Source organism: Pseudomonas sp. CFBP13508, assembly GCF_005233515.1.
In the GTDB taxonomy this organism is placed as follows: Bacteria; Pseudomonadota; Gammaproteobacteria; order Pseudomonadales; family Pseudomonadaceae; genus Aquipseudomonas; species Aquipseudomonas mercuritolerans.
On the sequence record NZ_QFZZ01000005.1, the window covers coordinates 152,657 to 177,748 of the forward strand.

Genomic DNA, 25,092 nt, shown 5'->3' on the forward strand with positions numbered 1-25,092 from the left:
TGCGGACTACGCCGGAGCGTCAATCGACCTCGCCAAAATACCAGCGTTCCTCTTCATAAGTCTGCCCATCCCAGCCTTCAACCTCGTAGCGCAAACCTCGTTCGCGCATGCCCTGTGGCAACACAAGACCCCATTCTTGAGCCAGGCTTTTGCCGGTTTCGACGTATTCGCTGTCGGATGCAGGGATATGACCGCGGTGGTATTCCAGATCCGTATAGATACAGATTTCGCTGGAAAACATGCCGGGAACACAAATGGCTGCGACCACCCTGCAGTCAAGCGCATGCTCCGGGCGAGCCAGGCGTAGATGCTGAGCCGCGTCGATCAAGTGCTGGGCACATTGTCTTTTCAGATCGGTCGTTGCCTGTTTTCCTTCGACCATCGCCATGTGAATCGGAATTTTCCAGTTCCAGTATTTATCCTCGAGAGTCAGGTTGGCTGGAAAGTAACCTTCGAAATCAGCGGCCCAAGCGGCCAAAGCACGTAAGCGGCGAGGGATGTTGCGAACCTTTTTGTCGGTAAGGGCGAGGCGACGATGGGACATGACTTGGGCTTGCATCCGTGCTGTGAATTCGGGGCGCAGATTGCACAGAGCTGCGCTGAAACACAATCTGAATGTCTTGTAGGAAAGTTTGCCTGGACGGCTTTCGGCGACGGCATTGCCCTTTTCCGTTCGACCGGCCAACGTCTTGAGGGGTTGCGTAACCGCCAATGCAATGGCGATATAAGCGCCTAATAAAATTTCAGGGGTCGTTTCATGCCGCTCGCCACGTTGATTCATCGCGCCAGTTTGCCCGGTCCGCAGGTTTCAGAGGCGCAGGCGCTGCAATGGCTGGCCGAATATTACGGGTTCAGCGGCACGTTGCAGGCGCTGGGCAGCCAGCAGGATCTGAATTATCGCGTCGACAGTGCGCGCGGGCGCTTCGTCTTGAAAGTCTGCCGTGGCGACTACGCCCTTGTGGAGCTGCAAGCCCAGCACGCCGGGCTCAAATACTTGGCCGAGCATTCGGCGATCAAGGTGCCGCGCGTCATCGCAGCCAATAACGGTGCCGATCTGTTGTCGTTGCAAGCCAATGGCGAAACGGTGCATGTGCGCTTGCTGGAGTACATCGACGGCCAGCCGTTGACCGATTTCGATCATCTTGGCCAGGACGTGGTCGCCGGGTTTGGCCGACTCTGTGGCGAGATGGATCTGGCCCTGGCAGGCTTCGATCACCCGGGCCTTGAACGCACCTTGCAGTGGGACGCGCGTCACGCCAGCGCGTTGATCAATCATCTGTTGCCGGTGATCACCGACGCGCAGCAGGGTGCGGCGATCAGCGCTGCCGCCGAGCAGGCCGAGCGCCGTTTGCAGCCGTTGCTGGACAAACTGCCGGTGCAGGCGATTCACATGGACATCACCGATGACAACGCCGTATGGGCGCGCGATGCACAGCGGCATTGGCAGTTGCAGGGCGTGATCGATTTCGGTGATCTGGTGCGCACCTGGCGCATCACCGATCTGTCGGTGACCTGTGCGGCTTTGCTGCATCACGCCGATGGCGATCCGTTTGTCATCCTGCCGGCGGTCAAGGCTTATCACGCGGTCAATCCGTTGCAGTACGCTGAGCTGCAAGCGCTGTGGCCATTGATCGTGGCGCGGGCGGCGGTGCTGGTGCTCAGTGGCGAGCAACAGGTGAGCATCGACCCCACCAATACGTATAGCCGCGACAATCTCAGTCACGAGTGGGAAATCTTTCGCGTCGCGACCTCGGTGCCACTGGCGCTGATGGAAGCGGCGATTCTCACAGCCGTGGGACAGACCGTGCCAGAGGCCGAAAACACAGAATTTGCACCATTGTTGCCAGGGCTGGTCGGGCGCGAATTCGCACTGATCGATCTGGGCGTGTTGAGCCCGCACTTCGAGGCGGGCAACTGGGAGCAGCAGGGCATCGATCAGCGCTTGCTGACAGAGGCCGCAGCGGTGCACGGGCTGGCGGCGACGCGTTATGGCCAGTATCGCTTGTCACGTACTCGGCCAGACAGCGCGACTGAGCCGGACACGTTCCCGTTGCATGTCGAATTGCGTGTGCCGGCTGGAGCCGAAGTGCAAGCACCGTTCGCCGGCGTTCTGAAGCAAGCGGCAAACGGTGCGCTGCAACTCGATGGCCCGCAGTTCAGTGTTCGCCTGTGGGGCGTGACGCCTGTTCTTGAACATGGGGTGGCAGTGGATAGAGGCCAGAAGCTCGGTGCGGTCACGGGGCCGCTGCTAGTGCAGATGTGCCGGGGAGCAGAGCTCGACGCGCCGCTGTTCTGCACGCCGTCCCGTGCATCGGCGTGGCAAGCGTTGTGCCCGTCGCCGGCGACTCTGCTAGGGCTGGCCTGCGACGCCGAGCCTGAGCTGGACGCGAAAACCCTGCTCGAACGCCGCGATGCCAGTTTTGCCCGCACGCAAAAACACTATTACGTTGACCCGCCGCGCATTGAACGCGGCTGGCGCAATCACCTGATTGATATGCACGGCCGATCCTATCTGGACATGCTCAACAACGTCGCCGTGCTCGGCCACGGTCACCCTCGGATGGCGGCGGTCGCGGCGCGGCAGTGGTCGTTGCTCAATACCAATTCGCGCTTCAACTACGCGGCGGTCGCCGAGTTTTCCGAGCGCCTGCTGAAGCTTGCACCGCAGGGCATGGATCGCGTGTTCCTGGTCAACAGCGGCAGCGAGGCCAATGACCTGGCGATTCGTCTGGCCTGGGCCTACAGCGGCGGGCGCGAAATGATCAGCGTGCTTGAGGCGTATCACGGCTGGACGATCGGTGCCGATGCGGTATCGACGTCGATTGCCGACAACCCGAAGGCCCTGGAAAGTCGCCCGGACTGGGTGCACCCAGTGCCGGCGCCGAACACTTATCGCGGCGAATTCCGTGGCGCCGATTCGGCGCCGGATTACGTGCGCAGCGTCGAGCATCATCTGCAAAAACTGGCCGAGCAGAAGCGGCAACTGGCCGGTTTCATCTGCGAGCCGGTCTACGGCAATGCCGGGGGTATTTCTTTACCGCCGGGCTATTTGCCGCAGGTGTATGAAAAGGTCCGCGCGCAGGGCGGGGTGTGCATCGCTGACGAAGTGCAGGTCGGTTACGGGCGCATGGGCCATTTTTTCTGGGGCTTCGAACAGCAGGGCGTGGTGCCGGACATCATCACCATGGCCAAAGGCATGGGTAACGGTCAGCCACTTGGCGCGGTGATCACTCGCCGGGAAATCGCCGAGGCGCTGGAGGCTGAGGGCTATTTCTTCTCGTCGGCAGGCGGCAGTCCGGTCAGTTGCCAGATCGGCATGGCGGTGCTCGATGTGATGGAAGAGGAAAAGCTCTGGGAGAACGCCCAGGTCGTCGGCGGCCACTTCAAGGCGCGCCTGGAAGCGTTGATCGATAAACATCCGTTGGTCGGCGCGGTGCACGGCTCCGGGTTTTATCTCGGGCTGGAACTGATCCGCAATCGCCAGACGCTAGAACCGGCAACTGCCGAGACTGCATTGCTGTGTGATCGCCTGCGCGAGTTGGGGATTTTCATGCAGCCGACGGGCGATGACTTGAACATCCTCAAAATCAAGCCACCGATGGTGACGTCGCGCCAGAGCGTGGATTTCTTTGTCGAAATGCTGGAACGGGTGTTGAGCGAAGGCCTGTAAGCAAGGCACATCCCCTGTGGGAGCGAGCCTGCTCGCGAAAGCTGTGTATCAGTCGCCACATGCGGTGACTGACACAGCGCATTCGCGAGCAGGCTCGCTCCCACATTTGTTTTTGGTCTTAAGTTCGATTTGTATCGAGTTAATTGGCGTTAAGACAGAGAGATTCTTTATTTACAGCTTCTAAAACCGATATTTATCGGTTATAAAGTTGCCATTGCTCCGGCATGGCGATCTCTTGTCCGGTGCGCGCGTTTTCTTTTCGGTCGAATTTTTCGACCGTCAAAGCACTAGCCCGGAGATGATTCATGAGCCGTATCGTTACCGTCGCCGCCACGCAGATGGCCTGTTCGTGGGACCTGGAAGCCAACCTCGAAACCGCTGAAAGACTGGTCCGAGAAGCCGCCGGCAAAGGCGCGCAGATCATCCTCATCCAGGAACTGTTCGAGGCGCCGTATTTCTGCCAGAAGCCGAATCCGGATTACCTGCAACTGGCAACGACGGTTGAAGAAAACGTCGCCATCAAGCATTTCCGGAAAATCGCCAAAGAGCTGCAAGTGGTGCTGCCGATCAGCTTCTACGAACTGGCCGGGCGTGCACGCTTCAACAGCATCGCGATCATCGACGCCGACGGCAGCAACCTCGGGATTTATCGCAAGAGCCACATCCCCGACGGCCCGGGCTATCACGAAAAGTATTACTTCAACCCGGGCGACACCGGCTTCAAGGTATGGAACACCCGTTACGCGAAAATCGGCGTCGGCATCTGCTGGGACCAGTGGTTCCCGGAAGCGGCGCGCAGCATGGCCTTGCAAGGCGCGGAAATTCTCTTTTATCCGACCGCGATCGGCAGCGAGCCGCACGACAAGACCATTTCTTCACGCGATCACTGGCAGCGGGTGCAGCAGGGCCATGCCGGCGCCAACCTGATGCCGCTGATTGCCAGTAACCGGATTGGCAATGAAGAGCAGGACGGCTACGACATCACCTTCTACGGCTCTTCTTTCATCGCCAACCAATTCGGCGAAAAAGTGCAGGAGCTGAATAAAACCGAAGAAGGTATTCTTGTGCACACGTTCAACCTCGACGAGCTGGAACACATTCGCAGCGCGTGGGGTTCATTCCGCGACCGCCGGCCGAATCTGTACGGCGCGTTGAAAACCCTCGACGGTTCCCTGGAGTCCTGATGACCACATTGAAAAGTACCCCACACGCCGATGGCTTCTACATGCCGGCCGAGTGGGCGCCGCAAACCCAGACCTGGATGATCTGGCCGGAGCGCCCGGACAACTGGCGTCTGGGCGGCAAACCGGCGCAGGCTGCGCACGCCGCGGTGGCCAAGGCCATCGCCCGTTTCGAACCGGTGACCGTTGCGGTCTCCGCCGGCCAATACGAAAACGCCCGCGCGCGCCTCGATGTGCCGAATATCCGCGTGGTGGAAATGTCCAGTGACGACGCCTGGGTTCGCGACAGCGGCCCGACCTTCGTCATCAACAACCGTGGCGAAGTGCGCGGCGTGAACTGGGATTTCAACGCTTGGGGCGGTTTCGATGGCGGTCTGTATGCGCCGTGGAACCGTGATTCGCAGGTCGGCGGCAAGATCCTCGAGATCGAACGCAGCCCGCGCTACCGCACCGAAGGTTTCGTGCTCGAAGGCGGTTCGATTCATGTCGATGGCGAAGGCACGCTGATCACCACCGAAGAATGCCTGCTCAACCGCAATCGCAACCCGCACCTGAGCCGCGAAGAAATCGAGACGGTACTGCGTGACAACCTGTCCGTGAACAAGATCATCTGGCTGCCGGATGGCTTGTTCAACGATGAAACCGACGGCCATGTGGATAACTTCTGCTGCTACGTGCGCCCGGGCGAAGTGCTGCTGGCATGGACCGACGATCCGCAGGATCCGAACTACCCACGCTGTCAGGCCGCGATGCAAGTGCTGCAAAGCAGCACCGATGCCAAGGGCCGCCCGTTCACGGTGCATAAAATGCCGATTCCGGGGCCGCTGTACGCGACCGAAGAAGAGTGTGCCGGCGTCGATGCGGTGGACGGTTCGCAAGAGCGCAATCCGTCCGTGCGCCTGGCCGGTTCCTACGTGAACTTCCTGATCGTCAATGGCGGCATCATCGCGCCGAGCTTCGACGACCCGATGGATGCCCCGGCCAGGGAAATCCTGCAGAAGTTGTTTCCGCATCATGAAGTAGTGATGGTGCCGGGCCGCGAACTGTTACTGGGTGGCGGCAATATTCACTGCCTTACCCAACAGCAGCCAGCGCCGCACAAAGAGTGAGTTGAGTCGTAACAGCTTGAGTTGTTTAGCAAAACAGCGAGGCAATGATTAGCTCGCTACGCATGAAAGCAAGCCCGCGGCCCGTCAGGATCGCGGGCTTGTTTGTATCCGCCGGTCGACATTCGAGTCGCCTTGGCATAGCTCTTGTATTGCTCCTTATGCACTAGGGAGGGCGGGGAACTTCAACAGTTCTGTCACAAACCTTGGATAACGTAGCCGCTCACGAACGGGGAGAGAGCGCTGAAATGAACGCCGAAGTGAACGTAATCAGCGAGCGGACTGTGCATCCCATGGCCGTCAACGGCGAATCGCTCCAGCTTGTCGCGCACTGGTTGAAGTCCAATGGAACGCGTCAGATCAGACAACCTGATCCGCGCCGGATGATGATCGAGCGTTACCCCGCTGGCCTGTTCAGCGAGGCCGAGCTGGAAGCCTTGTGGGATGTGATGGAAGGATAAGAACAATAGGGATTGGTAAAAGCGCTGCCGGGATGGTGGCGCTTGTTTTGCCTGATTTTTATCCACAGGTATACAAAGGTGGGAGCGAGCCTGCTCGCGAAGACGTCAGCCCTGCCAATGACTTCATCGAATGATCCACCGATTTCGCGAGCAGGCTCGCTCCTACAATTCAGAACTCCCTGCTTAACCTCATTTTTCTGCAATAGCCCAGCAAGAAAATTACGTTTCTTAGACGTTTTTCGCCTATTTAAAGACGATTCTTGAAATTGACACACTGTTCAGGGCGCGGCTACGATTCGGCCCAACGCCTGTGGCTAACCGCCATGACTCAAAATAAGGAGCAGGCCCGCCATGACGTTAACGTCGGCGGGCTTTTTTGTTTCGGGGTGAATACAAGAGTGCAAAAGCGCCGTTTCAGCCGTTCGACACAGCGCGTTTCAACCCGTAATAAGGAAAACAAAATGTTGAACAAGCGAATCAGTCTGATCGCACTGGGGATATTGAGTGCTACACAGGCCATGGCTAACGACCAGGCCGAATCCAAGGGTTTCGTTGAAGACAGCAGCCTGAAAGTGCTGTTGCGCAACGCCTACATCAATCGTGACTACAAAGACGGTAACAAGGACAAGGCCGAATGGGGCCAAGCGGCCATCGGTACGTTCTCGTCGGGCTTCACCCAAGGCACCGTCGGTGTCGGTGTGGACGCTTTCGGTCTGTACGCATTGCGCCTGGACGGCGGAAAGGGCCGTAGCGGCGCCGGCGGCATCGACTTCTTCAAGCAGGAAAATGATGGTCGCGCGAACCACGACATCGCCAAGGGCGGTGCTGCGGTCAAGTTCCGAGTGTCCAATACCGTACTGACCTATGGCGACCAGATGCCGGCCCTGCCGGTGCTGAGCTACGACAACGTGCGTCTGCTGCCGGAAAGCTATACCGGTACCTTGATCACTTCCCGTGAAATCCAAGGCCTGGAATTGAACGCCGGTCGTTTCACCGGCGAGTCGCGCAAGAGCGATGAGGGCCGTGACAGCGGCGGTCTGAAGTCGATCAACGTGTTGGGCGGCAGCTATCAGTTCACCGAACATTTCAAAGGCGCGCTGTACGCCTCCGACGTTGAAGACGTCTTGAAGAAACAGTACGTGAACGCCAACTACGTGATTCCGTTCAACAAGGATCAGTCCCTGACCCTGGATTTCAACGGCTATCGCACCAAGCTGGACAGCTCGTACGTGCGCGAAAACACCGTGCCGGGCGAAAGCATCGTCACCGGTCGCGACAACAAGATCTGGAGCCTGGCAGCCACCTTCGCCACCGGCCCGCACTCGTTCACCGTGGCGCACCAGCGTTCCACTGGCGACAGCAACCTGGGTTATGCCTACGGCGGCTATCAGAAAGACCAGGGTCGTGTCGGCGACGGTGGTAACTCTATCTACCTGGCCAACTCCTACTGGTCTGACTTCAACGCCGAAGACGAACGCAGCTGGCAGCTGGGCTATGGCCTGGACTTTGGTTCGTTCGGCGTTCCAGGTCTGAGCTACAACTTCGCTTACGTGCGCGGCGACAACATCACCACGTCCACCAGCGAAGGCGGCACCGAGCGCGAAATCTTCAACCAGTTCAAGTACGTCGTGCAAAGTGGCCCGGCCAAAGACCTGAGCGTGAAGTTGCGCAGTTCGATCCTGCGCGTGTCGCAGAAATCCAGCGAGTACAACGTCAGCGGTAACGAGTTGCGCGTATTCGTGGACTACCCGATCAACATCTTCTGATGATCGATCCGCTGTAAGAGAAATGAGAAAACCCCGATTCGGTCGGGGTTTTTTTTCGACGGTTTTTCAGTGAAAACCGGAAATAACCGGAGTTCTTGTCATGTAAAAGTCGTTTTTCAAGGGCTGCAGATTCCGTTTCAAGCAGAGCTTCAAATGCCTGAAATTCTTTCTCATGGACGCAAATTCTCCACCCCATAGATTAGGGCGTTCAACGCAGCGGAGAATTTGGTAATGATCGTTTTGAACAGAGAAGTGGGCGAATCGCTACGGCGCGACAAGTTTGTCAACGTCCAGGGTGGTGACTTCAATCTCTACGGTCATTTTGCCGACTTCGTCAGACTAACCAAAAGTTGGGAAAACATGGAGCCTGACAGCTACTACGGTCAGGCCGAAGCCGGCATGCGTTACCGTCGTTACAGCGACTTTGAATACAACCCGAAAACCCGCGAGCTCAAGCAACTGGAGCATCGCCCCTATGTGCAATCGAAAGAGAACAACGCTTACGTCGGTGGCGTGGTGCGGCACTTTCAAGACTTTTCCGAGGAAGTGATCTCTTCACCGGTGATGCGCAGCCTGATCGACACTGATTTCGAAGTGTACAAAAGTGTGCTGCCGGAAGAGTTGCACGATGAAATCTGGCAGTGCCAGATCCATCAGATCCGCATCGAGATCAAACCCGGCAAACAGCTGGAAATCACCCCTGAAGGTATTCACTGCGACGGCTATCCGTTCAGCGGCGTGCACTTCTGGGGGCGCAATAACGTCGAGGGTGCGGAGAGCCGTTTGTACGACACCCACAAGCAACAACTGGCGGCGACCACCTACGAGGAAATTCTCGACACCACCTACTTCCTCGATCGCGACATGCGCCACTACGTGACCCCGGCGCGCAATACCCACACCCATGCCATGGCGTACCGGCAGATTCTGGCGATTTCCTTCTCGCGGCCCGGGACCGCTTTCGACATTGTTCGCTAATCAGATCACCCCAATCGACGGCGTCGAATGCTCGACGCCGGTGGTACTGCGCCGCGCCACCGCCAAGGATGCGCAACGCATGGAGCGCTTCTTCCGCCAGTTCGACGAAGTGTCGTTCTGCGAATGGCAGGACGCCAAGTGCCTGCGCGGCGTGTTGATCCAGAAAACCACCACGGCGTATCTGGCTTTCGATGTGGATGGCGAGATCGTCGGCGCGGTGCTCGGCGGCATGCTCGGCAGTCGCGGCACGATCAACCATCTGGCCGTAAGCCCGCGTTACCGCAGTCAGGGCGTTGGCCAGCGTTTGGTCGAAGCAGCGTCGTCCGACATGAAACGGGTCGGGGTGTTGCGGATGTTTCTGTTCGTCGACGATGCTAACCTCGCGGGCAAGCGATTCTGGACCGCCCAGGGTTTTTGCGAGCCTCACGGCGAACGAACATTTGAGAGGGATCTATGAATGAAAGGTCCGGCAGCGCGCCGCTGATGGCGACTCATCAGCCGTCGCGCACGTTTGCCGAAGCCAGCCCGGTGGTCGCCGGGTATTTCACCGTGTCGTTTGTCTTCGGGCTGATGGCGGTCAACGCCGGCCTGCCGATGTGGCTGCCGGTGGCGATGTGCTTGTTCGTCTATGCCGGCGCCTCGCAGTTCGCTGCGCTGGCGCTGATCTCCAGCGGCGCGTCGCTGACTACCATTGTGCTGACTACTTTCCTGATCAATGCGCGGCACATGCTGATGTCGGTGTACATGGCCAAGGCCCTGCGCGCCCTGGGCTTGAGCCGCATGGAGCGTTGGGCTTACGCCGGTGGCCTGACCGATGAGTCCTTCGCCTTTCATAGCGTCAAGCTCGGCACGGGCGCCCCGGTCAACGTGCGTTACCTGATCGGCTTCAACCTGTTCTGCCACACCTCTTGGGTGCTCGGCGGTTTGCTTGGCGCGGTCTGCGCGCAGTACGCGGCGCACTTGATCAAATATCAGCTCGATTATGCGCTGACGGCGATGATGCTTTACGTGCTGGTCTCGCTGTGCAACACGCGCAACAAACTGATTGCCGCCGCTGCCGCCGTGGTCTGCATGGGTGCGCTGAGCCTGATCGGCAGTTCGCCCTTCAACGTATTTATCGCCACGTTTGTGGGCTGCGGAGTGGGTGTATGCCTGACCAAACGTTCCTGATTCTGGTGGTGGTGCTGATGATGGCGGTGACCTTCCTGCCGCGCGCCTTGCCGCTGCAGATCAACACCGAACACTGGCCGCCGTTCGTGGCGCGCGCACTGGAATATCTGCCGGTGGCGATCGTCGCTGCGATCAGCCTCACGCCCCTGTTGATCAAGGACCGGCAGATTCAGCTCGATCGCCCGGAATTCTATGCCGCGATTCCGACGTTGCTATGTGCGTATTTCAGCAAAAACCTCTTTCTCAGTGTGGCGGTGGGGACGGCTGCGTACATTGCGCTCGGCTCGTTCATGTAGCGGCAGATCAACGACATCGTTCAGCGCCTGGTGGGACAACTCCGGATTGTTCACCGCCAGGCGCACTTCGAGGAAATCCTCGAAACCGGGAAAAATCGTCAGGCCGTTCTTCTGAGCCGCTTCACGCGAGACCATACCCACCGCGTCCATCTGCGTGATCAACGACAGCGTCAGGGTTTCGCTGCACGAATAAACCATGCGTTGGCCGTTCTCGTGATTGCCCAGCCCGGCGTCGAGAAAACGCAGGAAGCTGTGGGAATACGGACAATCTTCCGCAGGACGCACCTGAAACTTGTTGCCCAGCAACGTCAGCGGATCGTTCTCCTGACCGCAATGCGCACCGACCACCTGCACCTGCACCTCCGGCAGGACGATGCTCGGCAGCCCCGGCCGCTGCGGGCCGATCAGCACGGCAAGGTCGAAATCTTCGTTCCTCAGCTTGCTGAGGTTTTCCATCGACTCGGCGTAGCTGAATTCCATCTGGTAGTCGGGAAACACCTCGATCAGCCGTCCGATCATCCGCCGGTTGAAGTCAGGTGACAGGGTGTTGTTCAACGCCACCTTCAACGTCCGCTGCCCGGGTACCTTCAGCGCCTCGACCTTTTCTTCCATCTGTCGAGTGGCGATCAGCACTTTGTCGATGTAGGGCGTGAGCTCCGTGCCTTGTGGCGTCAGCGTCAGGCCCTTGTTGGAACGGCGAAACAAGCGGAAACCGAACTGCTCTTCGACCTTGTTCAACTGTGCGGCCAACGCCTGCACGGTCAGGCACGAATGCTCGGCTGCGGCCGACAACGAGCCGGTCTGCACGATGCGCATGAGGTTGCGTAAGGTTCTGCTATCCATGGGTAATGCCCTCTGAAGTGGGCTGGGTATTGTTGTTTACGAAACGACCGAAACGGCGCCATATGCCGGCTATATTCCTGCACCTGAGCATAGTTGTCGCGGATTTAGTAGCGAATTGATTTCCCCGCCGATGGCTGGAGGCTGACAGAGGATCGGGGTTTTTGGTGAAGTGGGGGTGATGAAGGTCAAAAAATTGCGTGGTTTTGGTGCGCGGGGAGATTCTTTTCGAAGAGAAACAGCTTACATCTCCCTAGCTTTTTGCCCGCGTCATACGCAGATAGGTCTCGGGTAAAGTAACGATTTAGCTGATAGCGCCCAACAGTCAAAGGAGTTGAAATGGATGTCTGGCATGCGAGCCATGGTGGTAGATAACCACCTATCAACTTCGCGTTGACCGACGAAAATCACTCCGAACACAATGCAGAGGTAGCGCTGATGTAGCTACAAAACCACGATGAGGTAATTGAAATGGCTGCACTACTGAAAACTACCGATGTGCGCTGCCGCATTGATGAGGATTTGAAAGCGCGTGCCACTGAAGTCTTGAACGCTTGCGGGCTGAGCATTAGTGACGCCATGCGACTTTTTCTGCGACAGGTTGTTGCTACTCAGGGGCTTCCCTTCGAGGTGCGAGTTCCATCGGAAAAGACGGCCCGCGCAATGATGGAAGCACGAGAAATCCGTCAGCGTTTCGACTCGATAGACGACATGCTGAGGAATGCTGATGGCGAAACAGGAGAAAACACAAAAACGCGCTGATCGACCTAAACAGTGTGCACAGACTTCTGAATTCAAGAAGTCTTGGGATCGTTATAACCGTGCCGGAAAGCGAGATATGAACGACGTTCGGAAGGTGATGGCAATGTTGTTCCTGGGGCAGCAGTTACCGGCAGAATATCTGGATCATGCGCTGACTGGAGTTGGTCTGGATTCCGCGAGTGTCATATTGGTGGCGATTTTCTGATGGTTTACTAGAACACACGTCCAGACCTGATCACGTTCGTGGATTTAGGGAGTCATTCAGAACTGTTTCAATAGCGCAGAAATACATAAGCCGGCTTAACTCGGGCTTCTTTGCGTTTGATTGTTACGATTCGTTCGTTTGTGTATCAAAACACTAAAAAATTACAGTTATGTACTAGTCTTCAGCTAAGACAAAAAATCAGGAGGCGTCTATGCCTACCTCATCCCCAGTTCTCACCCCACACGAACAACTCGACGCCCCCGAAGCCGGCCGCGTTGCGTTGAAGTTCTTCTTCAGCCTCATGGAGCATTGGGGCTGTAGCGCTGAGCAACAACGCACCCTGCTCGGTGGAGTCGGCAACACCACATTCTATAAATACAAACACCTGCCAAACATACGCCTGCCCCACGACACCCTTGAGCGCATCTCTTATCTGATGGGCATCCACAAGGCGTTGAGCATCATCTTCAGCAATAGCCGCGAGCGCACCTACCAGTGGGTCAGCAGCCCGAACACCGCGGCACCGTTCAATGGCAAAACCGCGCTTGATTACATGCTGGCGGGCCGGGTGGTCGATATCGCGGATGTGCGCCGCTACCTCGACGGAGTCCGCGGTTGAAAACTCCGCAGCTGGTCGATGTGCCATGGCCACGCGCGTATCGCATCGTCAACAGCAGCTTCCCGCCGATCGCGCTGTTCGAAGACGTCCTCGACCCCGAAGACCTTGAAGTTGCATACGCCATCGAAGCGCTGACCAATGATCGGCTGGTCGAACAGGCCGGCGTCCTTGCCCGCGTACGTCCCGAAGATCGCCTGTCCGGCCCCGGTTCCAGCCCGGTGATGGCCGCGTTCACTCACGTCGGCAAACGCAGCCGTTTCAGTGACGGCACCTTCGGCGTCTATTACGCCGCCAGCAGCCAGAGTGCGGCCATCGCTGAAACCTGTTTTCACCAGCAACGCTTCCTGGCGGCAACACAGGAAGCCGATCTCGAACTGACCATGCGCACTTACGTCAATCAGGTGGTCAAACCGCTGCATGACGTTCGCCATGGCTTTGATCATTTGCATCAGCCTGATCCTGAAGCCTATGGCCCATCACAGCTGTTCGCGCGGCAACTGCGCGACGCCGAGTCGTGGGGCTTGCTCTATAGCAGCGTGCGGTTGCCTGGGCATGAATGCGTTGCGGCGTTTCGTCCGCCGGCGGTATCGATTCCGAAGCAGGGCAAGCACTTGCGCTATGTCTGGAGCGCAAGTGAGGGCAGAATTTCGTTTGTGTTCGAGGTCAGTCAGGTCTGAATTATCGCTTTGACTTCGTCGAGTGTTTTGCCCGGAATGACGCTGGAAGGAATTCGCGAAGAGGGCGACAAGTTGTAAACGGCAAACTCTTTGCCGACGACTTTGTCGGACATGAGTTTCAGAGATGGAAGAATTCTGGAATGAAAATGCTGATCCAGGCCGCACGGCGAGATAGAGCTTCCATCAGTCTCGTAAAAGCGCCCGGCGGACTGGTTCATGTCCGCTCCCACCAAAATCACCTTTGAAAAGCCTGCGTGATAGGCAAGTTGGAGTGCGAGATACAAGACTGTGCGGGCATCAAAAAAACCATGGGCCAGGTTTTTGCTGAACCCGATACTGCGGTTTCGACTACCCCAAACAGCGCGATTACGTACCAGATCCTGGTTGTTGCGCAGTAGCCATTCAGTCAAGGTTGGTTTGGGCGCTTTCTTGAGCAAATAGAGATCACCTGTCGGCTCAACAATCAGTTCCTGAGCCTGGTTAGCCCACACAGCTACACGCTGACTGGTGCGCATCGCATAGGCAAACAGTTCAGGTTGTTGTAGCGAAAAACTGGTATCGGTGCATGCGTAGAAAAACGGCTTTATGCCTGTTCCCATGAACATGGATATCGCACCGTTCACCGTAATCATCGGGATGTCGGCAAACTGTTCGATGGGAAAATCTTTCGCGGAGCTGCCCGAAACGATGATGAATGCAGCGCCGTGAGCGATATTTCGGCAGTCAGCAAAGTCCCTGACGTGGAGGGGACGTGGGGAGGCATTTGGCGTTCTTGATGTCGAGTTCATCGATGGTCTCTAGGTCCATGTCATGCATTCAGTCCGTTGTGCTGACGTGATGAAGCGAGATGACTCTTCCACAGCGCCGCGCTTTGTAAGTGAGTGTTGCGCTCGGCGTTAGTTCCAGTTGGCTGCTGGGCAGCCGATGCGTTGGCCAAGAACGCTCCAGTGGCTGGCGGGTTATCTGGATAGATGCAGGAGGGAAGACGGGCATGTTTTCGGCAGGCCTGAAACGCAAAAAGCCCTCGCATCAACGAGGGCTTTATATGAAGGTTTACATCAATGGTTTGTCTGGCGGCGCATCCATTACTTTCACCACATCATCGATCAGTGCCTTGCTTGGCTCCTGCAGATACTGCGAGGCATAAGCATGAAGATGAGGATCGCGCGCGACTGAAACAACAAATTTCCCAAGGCATGCTCCATGCATTTCGTCTGTCCCTACTAACGTTTATGGTGTGGCTGTTGATGTCGTGCCTGGTAGTGGAGGTATGCGCAAGGTGCGCTGCACTTGCAGCGGCATGGTAAGCGAGGCGGTATACGCATCATTTATTACAACTCGCTTGCTGAAGGCCCGATTTGGTTGCTCATTGCCTACACCAAGGCAAAGCTCGACAACTTGCCCGTAGCCTTCCTCAAGCAACTGAAGGAGGAAATCAGCGATGGTCGATGAACTGGAGCAATTCCAGCAGGACTTGCTGGAATCTGTACGTCAGATGAAAGCCGGAAAGGCCGCGCGCGTAAAACAGGTGCCGCTCTCTGCGGCAGCAGAAGCACGCGCCAAGGTGGGGGTTTCACAAACTGCGTTCGCCAAACTGATCGGTGTCAGTCTGCGGACCTTGCAGGATTAGGAGCAGGGGCGCAGGCAGCCGACGGGTGCAGCGCAGACTCTCTTGCGGGTGGCAAGTCAGCATCCTGAGGCGTTGCGGGATTTGTATACTGCTGATCCCCGTAGTGGACTTCTTGGCTGACTCAGAAACAACAAAGCCCCTGCATTTCTGCAGGGGCTTTATTTTGTATGGTGCGGCACCAGGAGTCGAAAAAGAACATAACTATCTAAATTTTATGATTATTATTCTCTGTAGTTCAGCCTGCTATCTCTAAAAATATCCCTAGGCACCCTACCAATTGCTTACAGCCTGCAAAGTCAGCGAATGTGCACCAACGTTTGCTGAGATTGGACTTTGTGATGGCGTTTAGCTATTGTTATAATACGTATGATTGATAGATGCTAATCGCAAATATATATAATACAAGCCGTCTTATAGGTAATTAGAATGACTAATATGCCAGGTCCGCAACCGGAAATACAGTTTTGCCCAATTTGCAGAGGTGATCTTCGAAATATTCCAAGAAATGAAATGCGTTCATCTGGATACACCCGTGCTGACGGTTCGGTATCAGAGCATACGCACACCTATGAGTGTGCTGAGTGCCAATCTCGATTCGAGATAAATCAAGCTAGATGAGCTCAGGATTGTAAACATTCAACATCAAAACACCTATCGTTCTACGAGTAATTAATTACTATATCCGATAGGTGCGGCGTCGCACTACAATTTTTAAGGGCAAATGATGAATACTTCTGTGTATATGCCATACAAGAGCATCTCCCCTAATATTCTTGAGTGCAAAGGGCTAGAGTCTTATCCAGGGATTTATGGTACTGGCTTTTTTGTAAGGTTTCCACCATATTGCTCTTTGTTTTATATTACCGCCAGACATTGTATCCAAGAAACTTTGCTAGAGGAATCTGAGACCAGGCTTATGATCCCTATAGAGTTTGGTACGAGTAAAGCAGTACGATTTGAAGGTGTCATGGTTACTGCTACTGATGGCGCGGACGATGGTGAGCTTGAAGACATTGCCGTATATGTAGTTTCTGAAGATATTCCTGAAAATGAATACAAATATTGCGTGAGCGCTCGCTGCCATTGCAGCATCAAGACGACGTGGATAGCATATTAAATGTTTCATTGATACGCCGCACCAATTTGCGCATAGTTGGATACCCAATTCATGATCACCCTAACTGCGCTACAGAAGTGGACTATGAGGCAGGGGAAATCAGACTTCAGGCAAGGGGGTTTTATGGGAAGGTATCGAACGATGGATTATTTCCTAATCATTACTGCCTTACCGAGGTTAATTGGAAAGAGCAAGACTATCGAGGCTTCAGTGGTTCCCCTGTTGTTGACTTGGCTGAGAATATAAGTGTAACGGGCGATGTACAGCCATTAGTTGTCGGTGTAGTGCTTATGGCAACCCAGCAAATGGTTCGTTTTGTTTCTATAAACGTCATTTCCAACACAATCGCTGCTTATCTAGTCCAGAAAGGACACCAAGAGGATTGAGCAATGTTTTGCTGGCTCGCTCGTAGAACCAGAATGGGCCTAACTCTCTTGAAAAACGGGCGTTAAGAATTATTTCATCCGAAGCGCTGACTTAACTCACCTAGCGCCATGCTTGGGGCTGCGGCCGTCTAACAGCAGTGAGGGACAAACGATGAAAACCCGACAGTCGTTGATTAAGTCGCATCTTGATATGGTCGAAAGAAACTCTATTTTTTGGGGCGCACTTTATTGTGCATGGCTTCATTCCTGACGACAATACCTTGAGCTTTAAACAGCCGAAAAAAGCATTCCGAAGAAGTTTTAATTGGTTGCTTTAGTTTATCGTTTGCATGCTTATAGTTTGAGCTTTGAAGCTGCAATGCTTAATTGCTTTGTGGGGATATACTCATTTTTGCTTGCTGTATAAATGCCTTTTTCGGAAAACAGATAAAGGGCAGATTTAGCCCTAGAAGATATAACATAAAGAAGGCGCCTTGCCATATAGGTAGAGTAGCTATGGTTCTTATTTATTATTTCATCCCAGTGAGGTATTCTACCTTCTAATAAACCTGCACATATAACTACCTCGTATTCATCCCCCTTGGTTGAATGGCATGTAGTTACTTTAACGCCGGTCAATTCATTGAAGTATTTTGATAGGTTTCTAGTATCCCTGTCGATGCCATCTTTATTTATACGTGTGTTAGTTGCCTTGACTAGAGAGTCATACTGTTCAGAAAGTTCTCTATGATTGGATACCAATATACCTAGAGCTGCGCAGAAAGCTTGGGTCAACGAGTGAATGTACCCAATGATATCGGCCTCATTAATCAGAATTCTGTTCGAGGTTCTGAGTAGTGATCGTGCATCAAAGTTTTCGTCAACGTTGACCGCCATTCCCTGAAGGGCTAGAAGAATTTCGTTGGCAAGTCGAGTTCTTCTGTTGTAGTTTTTGTTGCTTTTTTTTAAGTGGTGCAGTCTTATTAGTTTGTACCATATGTTTTCATGGCAGTGCGGTATTGGCGATAATCCCGGCGCATCGAAGGGAGTATTTGGGAGAATTTTGGATACCTCCCGACCTAGAGATGTTGCTTCGTACCATTGGGGATGTAGTATTGCGATTTCACTTGGCAATACACCGAGTGATAGATGCTTCTGGACGATATAACTAATAGCCTTCGGTAAATCATCTCGGGTTGTAACTTTGTCATACGCTAAAATTTCCAGTGGGAATTTCTTATCCTGAAGGGACTGGATAGGTATTTTGTGATCTTGGAACTCAGAATAAAAATCTACTATTTGTTGCTTTGATCTGAAGCATCCAGACAGTGTCATTGTCTCTATTTTTTTTAGAGAAAACTCCACGCATATTTCAGTGCTATTTTTTACAATTGCACCGAGCCCTGTGTAAATTGCTTGGTCTATATCACCGATCAAACATACTTTAGTGCTTCCGTGCTTTAGGATTTCCCGCATTATGTCATATTGAGTTTGATTGGTGTCCTGATACTCATCAATGAATATTGAATCAAAAAGGTGTGATAGTCTCTGACCTATCGAGGGATGGTTTTTTAGTATTTCTGCGGCTGTACTTAGTATTAAGTCGAAATCAATTAGCTTGTGCTCTACGAGATGGTTGTGATACTGCTGGGCAGCGCGAATGGAATCGCGACTTACGCCATGGGTTTGAATAGTCCCATCAGATTGCAATTTCGTAATTATTTTTTCGTAATTTTTGAGCTTTAGTTCTGATTTAATAGTGTCGAGTATTTCTTGAGATTCATATTGATCAAGTAGTCGGTAGCCTTTGCTGGTTCTGGAAGAGTGCCCACGGTATGGTTTTATAATCCACTCTAGACAGAACGAGTGAATAGTTCCTATCCAGAGATTATCTGATGGGATTGAAAAGGCATCAAGCCTGTCGACGATGGTGTCTGCAGCTATATTTGTATAAGTAATAGCGACCAAGATTTTTCTGCGAAGATCATGGGTCTGTAGTTTGTAGGCGATTTTGGCCACGAGGGTCTTGGTCTTTCCGCTTCCAGGACATGCTGTAAGCAAAAGATTGTCGTTATATGTGGCGGCATCATACTGCTCTTTCGTAAGACTCTTCAGAGGCATAAATCTTACCCTCGGATCAAAATTGCGACGGGGTCATGCTCAAAAAAATTTGCAAAAGTTGACGAGGTGCCATGTGGAGTTGAATCTCCTTTAGATACACGATGCTTCTCATAATTCTGCAGTGTGTCGCCAGACTTATAGAACTGTAGTCTGTAAGAAATCATTTTTTGCCATATATCTTCGGTAGCGTGGTTTCGCAAAACATGGTGAAGAGCATTTAGAATATATGTCGGCAGATAAAGGCAAGGGTGAGACTTTTCAGATAGAAGCAGAGCAAACCATCCTTTACCGACCTTGTTGGCGAGTTTTAATACGTAGTGATTTCGTATGGCCTCGTCAGAGGATTTTAAATACTTCTCGTAAGCAGTTATAAATGCCTTGCGCTCATATATCAGAGGTAATACTGATGTGAAGAGGTCTATGTTGTTAGGATAGACTATGGCAGCACTGATTAATTCGGTTTCAAAAGTATTTTTTGCATAGAAGGCGCGCGTGTACGAATTTCCGGCTAAGCAGGAGGTAAGCTCGTTTTGTCTTTGGAGTCCGTCTCTATCTGCAGCAATTAAGTGATCTATGTCCTTTTTGTTTGCATATGAGTTCGGTGTTGTTAGATAAGCTTCATCTCTATCTGTTAATATGGCGCAATATGTACGTAGGCGATCTTGGTGGAAAAGATCTGAGATATGTTTGAAAACTGTACCGCCCATACTGACTAAGCTTATGCCAAGCTCATCAAGGGAAATACCTGTGGTCTTCTTGATTAATGTTGGTATCAGTATTTGTTCTGCTTCACCTTCTACCAATATAACGCCTTTAGCAAACAGTAAAGTGCTCCTGACAGCGTCTAAGTAGCGTTCTATTCGCGAAACTTCACGAGGTTCTAAGCCATTTGATGGTTGATATACTTCTGATTTTGATTGCTTTCTAGATAATACGTTTACAGCAGATATTTTGGAAACGGAGCTGATCTGAGAGGAATGGGTGGAGATGAATACTTGAGTGTTTATGTGGCTTACGTTTGAAAATAATGTTTTCTTAATGTGGGTATGAATATGTGCTTCCGGTTCCTCAATAAGCAAAAAGTGAGCTATTTTGCTATTTGAATCAACTTGTGCTTCGTACTCATACAGCTTGAGAGCTAAATATATTAAATTCGCACCTCCCAAACTTAGATCTTCGAGCTTTCCTGAGCCTAAATAGCCATTGCTATCCTCGACCAAAAGCCCCAGAGATTTTATTAGCTCTTCAAAATCCTCAGGTAGATTAGAGGATATTTCAAGAGTCGGAGAGTATGTATGACCCACAGCACTAAGTAAGGTTTTTCTGATTTTGGCGCTTAAGGACTGTATTTCTGCTAGGCCAGAAATCGTGGTATTTACATCTTTCACCTTTGCAGTGATGAGGTGAGAGTCGGAAATTGTTTTGCTTTGTTTGGATAGTAGTTTTACGAGTGGGTTGCTATTTGCGTACTTCATATCTGAAACGACGTTGCGTAAAGCTTTGACATATGTGCACGATATTTCCCTGATCAGAGAGAAATGCGGTGGTCTTGTGTTTCCTATTATGGACGAATCCTCGTTGTCGGGGTCTGGAAAAATGTAGTTCGTGAAATCCCCCGCAATGGAATGATAAACCCCATCCGAGGTTAGATCGGCCGTCGTTCTCGTAAAGGCTGTTATCTCGTAATGTTCTCGATCAATGCTGATGGTTCTCAGGTAGTCAGTTGCACATTGTTTTCGGCTATCAAAGTCAGTAATGGATTTTGTAATATCATAGAGTTTTTGGCGGATCTGCTTTTTGGGTCTGTATACAAATGTATAAGTTCCTTTTGAGCTGTCATCACCAGGTAATAAGCTATGGTTAGCAAGCACAAAGTCCTCATCAGAATCACCCAGCCCAGAAAATTGAAAAGCAATTATTATCCAGTGACCGGTGGGTGATCCTAAACCTCTATAAAAATCTGAGTTGGTTAGTTGTCGCGCATTTATTGGTAAGTTTTCATCAAGTACCAGGCGCATAGCATAGAATAAGTTGGTTTTGCCAGAAGCATTTTCCCCTATTAGAGTATTAACTTCGTCTTTTATAAATTTAAATTTCGCTGACTCGAAGTTTCTAAAATTTCTAATCCCTACTTCTGTAATATGCATTTTCAGTCCTTTTTTGCTTCGAGTATTAAAGTGACAGTTTAGATATAAATCATTGGCTCAGAATTTTAGGTGATGGCTTAGTAGGTAATTTAAAGATTCCTAAGTACCTGGTGAGCGACGAGCGTGGTGATATCAGGATGACACTATTTCTTATTCCGGACTTGGTCAAGATCTTCTCGCGGTTGAATCTCCAAGCCGTCCTCGTGCGATCCCGCCAAGAGTGAAGATTTATCAGGCATAGGCCTCAGTAACCTGTGAGGGTGGCCAGGTCAATTGGCAGGAAAGGGAATCCCGTAAAGCCATGTGAGGTGAAGGCTGCTGCAGTAGTTAAGGCGCCGCTTGCTACCGGCTATGGTGACCAACATCAAATCCTCTTTTGGCAGTTGAACACCCATGACCTTTCCAATCGACGAACGAGTAGCTGCACGGTGAGCAAGTAGTAGTACCGCGTCGCACCACTACGCCCGGCGAGGTGATGCTTGATAAACCAAACAATATGTTTTCTCTGCCATCCCCAAGGGGTCTCCCGCTGCCATCGCTCTGCGATCTCAGCCTGAATAATCCTCGCCTGTCGCAAATGGCGCTGCCGCGTTGCGTGCGAGCCGGTCAGCACACCAGCTAAGAAAAGCTCCATATCGAATGGCTTACTCATGCCCGCCCCCCAATGTAGGCAGCGACTACATCGATCCGGCCATGCCCCATCTCATAGCCGATTTGGCTTCGTGCTTCATGATCAAGACGCGGATCCATCTGGCGGCATTGACCACCGTTGATAGGGGCGCGGTGTTGGGTGATTTGCTCGTAGCGCTCACATGCGTAAGCCGCTCGTAATTCATGGAAGCCTTTGAGGTTGTATGCATGGAGGATGTCCCGCGCAGGGCGGACTATTTCCTGTAGAACGTTGAAGTAACTTTCGTGTGGCGCAATCAGGTTGCGGCTACCCGCAGGCGAGACCTGCTCCGCAAATCCAGGCGCTACTCGAACTTGCTCGTCCACCGTAATCCAGCGGGGTGCCGATGCACCGGCACGGCCGCCTTTGGTGCCGTCCTGGATATTGATCTTGCCGAAGTCTCTAGCTTCACGACTTAGCCGTGGTAGGTCAGCTAAGATGGCCTCACGTAAGCGCATGCCGGAGGCTCGCGCCAACGTAACGATGGCGGCAGCCCGTAGCTGATGGCAACTGCAAAGCGAATCGACGATCTGCTTAACCTGTTCGCGGTCCAGGCCTTGCGGCACCGAGCGACGAACCCCGGTGCGCTGCATACCTAATGCCTTGCTTGGGCTGGGCAATTTCACGTACTTATCACCGCGAAGCGCGGCCATAGTCCTGTTAACGCTGGACAGTCGGTTTTGTGCGGTGCTGACAGCTAGGCCACCACGGCTAACCAAGTCGCTTACGTACGCTACGTAATCCGCCAACACCTCCCGATCAATCTGCCTCGCATCATTGATCCTTGGACCATCATCAGAACGACACCACTTCACGAAGGCCAACCACCGGTCAGAGTGCGCCTTGAACGTGCCGTAATGGCCGCCGCTGAACATGTCTTTCAATGCCTGCGGCCCTGCATAGCTCAATTGCGTACCGTAGCCAAAATTGCGGCCATCGCGCCTACCCACCAATGCCATGTCGGTTACCTCATCTACTTTTCCCGTTCTTTCCCCACGTCATCCCGCCAAGAATGTTGAGTGTTATCAGGGATCAAGGCCCCTGCGACCTGTGAGGGTTGTCCACTAACGCGGGACTGGCGGCTCCTTACGACTGGGAGCTTGGGCATCTCATGATCTGGCCTCCTGAGCACTTCCGAAGAAGTGGGCGGGTGGAGGCTGCACTGGCTGACGAGACCAATGCCGCGAGAACCTGAGTCGGGTGAAGGCAGTGATGCTATGACTGGGGCATGCCTGACTGTCAGTCAGGTGCAGTCCATTCCGTGGGCTGCGGCACCATCATCTGCATCGCTGTTGCTGGTGACTTCGGTGTTTGTCACGCCGATTGTCACGAGGGGGAATGCCGCAAAGCCTTGTACGAGTTGGGCTGCAGCAGCGGTAGGAGCGCCCGTCTCTTTCCGGGAGAAAGAGACGGGCGCAGGTTGGCGCACGGGAATGGCCAAGCGGATAGGTTGCTGCAGAGCAGCTATGAAAGGGGATGAGTTGCCGCAGTGGGCACACTGGTAAAAGTAGGCATCCATCACATCGCTGTGACCGTGCGAGCCGCCGGACGCTAATCGCACTTTGGGAGAACCACCACGGTGTGGCGTAGCCTTAAAGGTTCTGGCTACCTGGGTTGCTGTCAGCGACAGCGATTTGCCAGATCTTTTCTACGCCTGTGGATAATTCGGGTCAAGGCTCGAATTTTTGGGAGTTCTGTGGCTGTGGATGAAATTATCCACCGGTGGAAATCTGTGGTTTTCCACAGACAGTTGCGTGGGCTTTAGATTTTTTAAGTGAGGTCCATCCAAACTGGGCGGCTTTGCAGCCCTGTTTGGATGGACCCGCGTGGACAAGCGGATCACTGAGATATGAAGACCGAGCGCTTACTCGGTTGCGCCACGTTTTGCTTTTAGGCGAGTGACGTTCGCTCCGGTCTGGTTTGCGAATTCGTGTGGAGTGACATGCTCCTGCCGGTTGGCCTCCAGGTACCGGCTCCACCAGTTCATGATCAGCCTGCGCTCCTCGATGAACTCGGCCTTGTGGATGTAAGCGGCGCGGACGTTGTTGCGCTCCTTGTGGCTCATCTGCCGTTCAATGGCGGTCTCCGACCACAATCCTGACTCGATCAGTGCGCTGCAGGCCATCGAACGAAACCCATGCCCGCAGATATCGGTTTTGGTGTCGTATCCCATCGTCCGAAGCGCGTTGTTCACAGTATTTTCGGACATGGGCTTCCAGGGTTTGGCATCACCTGCGAAGACCAATGCGAATTTACCTGTGAGTGCATGGATTTTTTCGAGTAGCTCCACGGCTTGCGGCGATAAGGGTACTAAATGGATATCCCCTGCCATCTTCGTACCCCTTGTGGAAAAGGGTACTCCCTCCAACGCTGGCCGAGTGTCGGGTATCTCCCAGGTGCCGCGCTTAAGGTCGAACTCGCTCCAGCGGGCGAAGCGCAGCTCACTGGAGCGGACAAACACATGCAGCGACAGCATCACCGTCAGACGGGTAAGTGCCCGGCCTTTATAGGTGTCGATCCGCTCCTGCAGTTCCGGCAGTCGCGATAAGGGTAGAGCGGGGCGATGTACCACCCGCGGGGCTTTGATCGAGCCTTCGAGATCGTAAGCAGGGTTTATGGTGATAAGCCGGAGGCGCTTTGCCTCGCGCATGATGCTCTGCAGGTAGTTTTGTACCCTTAAAGCAACGTCGATCGTTCCGCGCTTCTTGATCGCTTCCAAGGGCTGCATAAGGTCATGGGTGTCGAGATCAACAATGGCGCGGGCGCCTATCAGCGGGAACACGTGGGTTTTGAGGCGGCTCATCACAGTCTTGGAATGGCCTGGTGCCCACTTGGCCGACATTTCCGTATGCCAGTCGAGAGCAACGCTTTCAAAGGTTCTGCCTTTGATCACGGCTTCCGCCTTGGCTTGGTGCTTGGTCTCTATAGGATCAACGCCATCCGCCAGCATTCGCTTAACTTCCAAGCGCTTGCGGCGCGCATCGGCGAGGCCAATGACGGGGTAGTTGCCGAACGAGGTCAGTCCTTCGCGTCCGTCAGGTTTGACGTACCGGAGCCGCCAGCCTTTGCGGCCGTTGGGTTGGACTAGGAGGTAGAGGCCATCGCCGTCGAAAAGCTTGTAGGCGCGGTCTGTAGGTTTTGCCAAGCGGCAAGCTGCGTCGGAGAGCGGAGCTGTGGTGCGCGACATAAGGGTACTCCCTTTTATCGAAGTGACCTGTATCCCAAACTCTACCCTTAAAACGGTTGGAATCCACCAGTTTCTGACGGAAACCGATGGAACCCCAAAACGAAAAAACCCGCCAGAAGGCGGG

At 53.5% G+C, this 25,092-nt stretch carries 23 protein-coding genes and 3 pseudogenes; 17 read left to right on the forward strand and 9 right to left on the reverse strand.

The window, feature by feature from the left end; all coding sequences use genetic code 11:
• Positions 1-19: 19 nt before the first annotated feature.
• Positions 20-781, reverse strand: coding sequence for a DUF3916 domain-containing protein (locus PspCFBP13508_RS15880; protein ID WP_241669524.1), 762 nt, complete (start codon positions 779-781; stop codon positions 20-22).
• Here PspCFBP13508_RS15880 and PspCFBP13508_RS15885 point away from each other — a divergent pair.
• The 9 genes from PspCFBP13508_RS15885 to PspCFBP13508_RS15925 all read left to right on the forward strand — a co-directional run bounded on the left by PspCFBP13508_RS15885 (position 758) and on the right by PspCFBP13508_RS15925 (position 10,628).
• A complete protein-coding gene (locus tag PspCFBP13508_RS15885) occupies positions 758-3,670 on the forward strand; it encodes an aminotransferase (protein ID WP_137215076.1) in 2,913 nt (970 codons plus the stop codon). The two genes, PspCFBP13508_RS15880 and PspCFBP13508_RS15885, sit on opposite strands and share 24 nt — an antisense overlap.
• Positions 3,671-3,975: 305 nt before the next feature.
• Positions 3,976-4,854 (forward strand): N-carbamoylputrescine amidase, encoded by an 879-nt coding sequence (gene aguB / locus PspCFBP13508_RS15890; protein WP_073471536.1) that lies wholly within the window; start codon positions 3,976-3,978, stop codon positions 4,852-4,854.
• Entirely contained in the window at positions 4,854-5,960 is a 1,107-nt protein-coding gene (gene aguA / locus PspCFBP13508_RS15895; RefSeq protein ID WP_137215077.1) for an agmatine deiminase, read from the forward strand. Before aguB ends, aguA begins: the two co-directional genes overlap by 1 nt.
• 245 nt (positions 5,961-6,205) lie before the next feature.
• Positions 6,206-6,418, forward strand: coding sequence for a hypothetical protein (locus tag PspCFBP13508_RS15900; RefSeq protein ID WP_016772156.1), 213 nt, complete (start codon positions 6,206-6,208; stop codon positions 6,416-6,418).
• A 461-nt stretch (positions 6,419-6,879) separates the two neighbouring features.
• Positions 6,880-8,184, forward strand: coding sequence for an OprD family porin (locus tag PspCFBP13508_RS15905; RefSeq protein WP_137215078.1), 1,305 nt, complete (start codon positions 6,880-6,882; stop codon positions 8,182-8,184).
• A gap of 231 nt (positions 8,185-8,415) precedes the next feature.
• Positions 8,416-9,162 carry a 2OG-Fe dioxygenase family protein gene (locus PspCFBP13508_RS15910; RefSeq protein WP_130912516.1) on the forward strand — a complete coding sequence of 249 codons (747 nt, stop codon included), beginning with the start codon at positions 8,416-8,418 and terminating at the stop codon, positions 9,160-9,162.
• A 79-nt stretch (positions 9,163-9,241) separates the two neighbouring features.
• Positions 9,242-9,619 (forward strand): GNAT family N-acetyltransferase, encoded by a 378-nt coding sequence (locus PspCFBP13508_RS15915; protein ID WP_042608609.1) that lies wholly within the window; start codon positions 9,242-9,244, stop codon positions 9,617-9,619.
• Complete coding sequence (locus tag PspCFBP13508_RS15920; RefSeq protein ID WP_016772152.1) at positions 9,616-10,332, forward strand: AzlC family ABC transporter permease; 717 nt, start codon at positions 9,616-9,618, stop codon at positions 10,330-10,332. The genes PspCFBP13508_RS15915 and PspCFBP13508_RS15920 overlap by 4 nt, the downstream gene beginning before the upstream one ends.
• Positions 10,311-10,628 (forward strand): AzlD domain-containing protein, encoded by a 318-nt coding sequence (locus PspCFBP13508_RS15925; protein ID WP_024011198.1) that lies wholly within the window; start codon positions 10,311-10,313, stop codon positions 10,626-10,628. The genes PspCFBP13508_RS15920 and PspCFBP13508_RS15925 overlap by 22 nt, the downstream gene beginning before the upstream one ends.
• Here PspCFBP13508_RS15925 and PspCFBP13508_RS15930 read toward each other — a convergent pair.
• Positions 10,545-11,471: a LysR family transcriptional regulator gene (locus tag PspCFBP13508_RS15930; protein ID WP_041477504.1), complete on the reverse strand. Its 927-nt coding sequence runs from the start codon at positions 11,469-11,471 to the stop codon at positions 10,545-10,547. The two genes, PspCFBP13508_RS15925 and PspCFBP13508_RS15930, sit on opposite strands and share 84 nt — an antisense overlap.
• Before the next feature lie 468 nt (positions 11,472-11,939).
• Between PspCFBP13508_RS15930 and PspCFBP13508_RS15935 the strand changes: the two genes are divergently transcribed.
• The 4 genes and pseudogenes from PspCFBP13508_RS15935 to PspCFBP13508_RS15950 all read left to right on the forward strand — a co-directional run bounded on the left by PspCFBP13508_RS15935 (position 11,940) and on the right by PspCFBP13508_RS15950 (position 13,731).
• Complete coding sequence (locus PspCFBP13508_RS15935; RefSeq protein WP_125917396.1) at positions 11,940-12,230, forward strand: type II toxin-antitoxin system RelB/DinJ family antitoxin; 291 nt, start codon at positions 11,940-11,942, stop codon at positions 12,228-12,230.
• Positions 12,196-12,509 (forward strand): annotated as a pseudogene (locus tag PspCFBP13508_RS15940) (type II toxin-antitoxin system YafQ family toxin). Before PspCFBP13508_RS15935 ends, PspCFBP13508_RS15940 begins: the two are co-directional and overlap by 35 nt.
• A gap of 137 nt (positions 12,510-12,646) precedes the next feature.
• Complete coding sequence (locus tag PspCFBP13508_RS15945) at positions 12,647-13,054, forward strand: MbcA/ParS/Xre antitoxin family protein (protein ID WP_137215079.1); 408 nt, start codon at positions 12,647-12,649, stop codon at positions 13,052-13,054.
• Entirely contained in the window at positions 13,051-13,731 is a 681-nt protein-coding gene (locus tag PspCFBP13508_RS15950) for an RES family NAD+ phosphorylase (protein ID WP_178084495.1), read from the forward strand. The genes PspCFBP13508_RS15945 and PspCFBP13508_RS15950 overlap by 4 nt, the downstream gene beginning before the upstream one ends.
• Here PspCFBP13508_RS15950 and PspCFBP13508_RS15955 read toward each other — a convergent pair.
• Both PspCFBP13508_RS15955 and PspCFBP13508_RS15960 read right to left on the reverse strand, forming a co-directional pair.
• Entirely contained in the window at positions 13,722-14,519 is a 798-nt protein-coding gene (locus PspCFBP13508_RS15955) for a lipopolysaccharide biosynthesis protein (RefSeq protein WP_137215080.1), read from the reverse strand. The two genes, PspCFBP13508_RS15950 and PspCFBP13508_RS15955, sit on opposite strands and share 10 nt — an antisense overlap.
• A 265-nt stretch (positions 14,520-14,784) precedes the next feature.
• Positions 14,785-14,940, reverse strand: a complete 156-nt coding sequence (locus tag PspCFBP13508_RS15960) for a DUF3077 domain-containing protein (RefSeq protein ID WP_241669526.1) — start codon at positions 14,938-14,940, stop codon at positions 14,785-14,787.
• 28 nt (positions 14,941-14,968) lie between these two features.
• On the opposite strand from PspCFBP13508_RS15960, the pseudogene PspCFBP13508_RS27815 reads away from it, so the two are divergent.
• The 4 genes and pseudogenes from PspCFBP13508_RS27815 to PspCFBP13508_RS15980 all read left to right on the forward strand — a co-directional run.
• Positions 14,969-15,183 (forward strand): annotated as a pseudogene (locus tag PspCFBP13508_RS27815) (transcriptional regulator); the annotation flags it as partial.
• Positions 15,173-15,481: pseudogene (locus PspCFBP13508_RS15970) on the forward strand (helix-turn-helix domain-containing protein). The pseudogenes PspCFBP13508_RS27815 and PspCFBP13508_RS15970, both read left to right, overlap by 11 nt.
• Positions 15,482-16,085: 604 nt before the next feature.
• Positions 16,086-16,478, forward strand: a complete 393-nt coding sequence (locus PspCFBP13508_RS15975; protein ID WP_137215081.1) for a hypothetical protein — start codon at positions 16,086-16,088, stop codon at positions 16,476-16,478.
• Positions 16,463-16,864 carry a hypothetical protein gene (locus PspCFBP13508_RS15980; protein ID WP_137215082.1) on the forward strand — a complete coding sequence of 134 codons (402 nt, stop codon included), beginning with the start codon at positions 16,463-16,465 and terminating at the stop codon, positions 16,862-16,864. Before PspCFBP13508_RS15975 ends, PspCFBP13508_RS15980 begins: the two co-directional genes overlap by 16 nt.
• Before the next feature lie 333 nt (positions 16,865-17,197).
• Here the strand turns inward: PspCFBP13508_RS15980 and PspCFBP13508_RS15985 are convergent, their stop codons facing one another.
• From PspCFBP13508_RS15985 to PspCFBP13508_RS16010, 5 genes are all read right to left on the reverse strand, one after another.
• On the reverse strand, positions 17,198-18,964 hold the full coding sequence (locus tag PspCFBP13508_RS15985) for an ATP-dependent helicase (protein WP_137215083.1): 1,767 nt from the start codon (positions 18,962-18,964) through the stop codon (positions 17,198-17,200).
• Positions 18,965-18,969: 5 nt separating this feature from the next.
• Positions 18,970-21,111 carry an AAA family ATPase gene (locus PspCFBP13508_RS15990; RefSeq protein ID WP_137215084.1) on the reverse strand — a complete coding sequence of 714 codons (2,142 nt, stop codon included), beginning with the start codon at positions 21,109-21,111 and terminating at the stop codon, positions 18,970-18,972.
• A 364-nt stretch (positions 21,112-21,475) separates the two neighbouring features.
• Complete coding sequence (locus PspCFBP13508_RS15995; protein ID WP_137215085.1) at positions 21,476-21,763, reverse strand: hypothetical protein; 288 nt, start codon at positions 21,761-21,763, stop codon at positions 21,476-21,478.
• Positions 21,760-22,740, reverse strand: coding sequence for an integrase domain-containing protein (locus tag PspCFBP13508_RS16000; protein ID WP_137215086.1), 981 nt, complete (start codon positions 22,738-22,740; stop codon positions 21,760-21,762). Before PspCFBP13508_RS16000 ends, PspCFBP13508_RS15995 begins: the two co-directional genes overlap by 4 nt.
• Positions 22,741-23,645: 905 nt before the next feature.
• Positions 23,646-24,968, reverse strand: a complete 1,323-nt coding sequence (locus tag PspCFBP13508_RS16010; protein WP_137215088.1) for an integrase arm-type DNA-binding domain-containing protein — start codon at positions 24,966-24,968, stop codon at positions 23,646-23,648.
• Between the last annotated feature and the right edge of the window lie 124 nt (positions 24,969-25,092).